This window comes from Streptomyces pseudogriseolus (genome assembly GCA_002154585.1).
Classification (GTDB): Bacteria; Actinomycetota; Actinomycetes; order Streptomycetales; family Streptomycetaceae; genus Streptomyces; species Streptomyces pseudogriseolus.
This window is the reverse complement of the sequence record MUNG01000529.1, coordinates 1-1,167: the sequence shown is the minus strand read 5'-3', so window position 1 is coordinate 1,167 and position 1,167 is coordinate 1. Positions and strand designations below refer to the sequence as shown.

Annotated in this window: 1 pseudogene; it reads left to right on the top strand. The window is 70.2% G+C overall.

Annotated features, from left to right (window positions below):
• Positions 1 to 1,167, top strand: a pseudogene (fxsT, locus tag CCN29_RS32195) (FxSxx-COOH system tetratricopeptide repeat protein); the annotation flags it as partial.

The following is a 1,167-nucleotide window of genomic DNA, read 5'->3' as shown; positions in this document are numbered from 1 at the left end:
CATCGACGACGTCGTCGCCTCGCTGGCCGAACTGGGGGCCCTGATCGGCGTCCCCGCCGGCGACGACATCACCCTGGCCTGCCAGGAGACCGTGCACCGGCTGTCCCGCGGGCTCCCCACGAAACGCTGGATACTCGTCTTCGACAACGCCGACTCCCCGGAGCAGCTGGCCCGCTACTTCCCCAAGGGCGGAGGCGGGCACATCCTCGTCACCTCCCGCAACCAGGGCTGGGCCCAGCAAGGACTGGCCGAGCAGATCGACGNNGTGACCTGCCGCTCGCGGTGGAACAGGCGGCGGCCTGGCTCGCCGAGACCGCCACCCCCATCGAGCACTACCTGGAGCAGCTGGCGCGGCAGACCACCGAGGTCCTCGCGCTGAGCCAGCCGGCCGACTACCCGAAGACGGTCGCCGCCACCTGGAACGTCTCGATCGCCCAGATGGAGGAACGCTCCCGCGCCGCGGTCCGGCTGCTCCAACTGTGCGCCTTCCTCGGCCCCGAACCCATCTCCGCGAAACTCCTCTACGGCAGGGAGATGATCGAGGCGCTCAAACCGTACGACCCGGCCCTCCAGGAGAGCCTGCTGCTCGGGCGCATCATCCGCGAGATCGGCCGGTTCGCCCTCGCCAAGGTCGACCAGAGGACCAACAGCATCCAGGTGCACCGCCTGGTGCAGGCGGTCATCCGCTCCCAGATGTCGGAGGCGGAGCAGGGGGACGCCCGCCGCGTGGTGCACCAGGTGCTCGCCGGGGCGCGTCCCGACGGCGACGAACCCATCGACGACCCCGAGACCTGGCCCCACTTCGCACTCGTTTGGCCGCACCTCGCGGCCTCGGAGGCCCGCAGCAGCGAGGTGACCGAGACCCGCAGACTGCTCATCGACCGCGTCCGCTACCTCTGGAAGCGCGGCGACTTCCCGGCCGCCAGACGGCTCGCCGAGGACGTGCTCGACCACTGGCGGACGATGCTGGGCGAGGACGACATCCAGTACCTGTACCTGCGCTGCCAGCTCGCCAACATCCGGCGCTCGCAGGGGCGTTACGTGGAGGCGCTGGGCATCGACGAGGAACTGCTCGAGAAGCAGACCCGGGTGCTCGGACCCACCCACCCGCACACCTACGTCACCATGTCGTCGCTCGCCATCGACCTCGCCGCCCTCGGCGAGTAC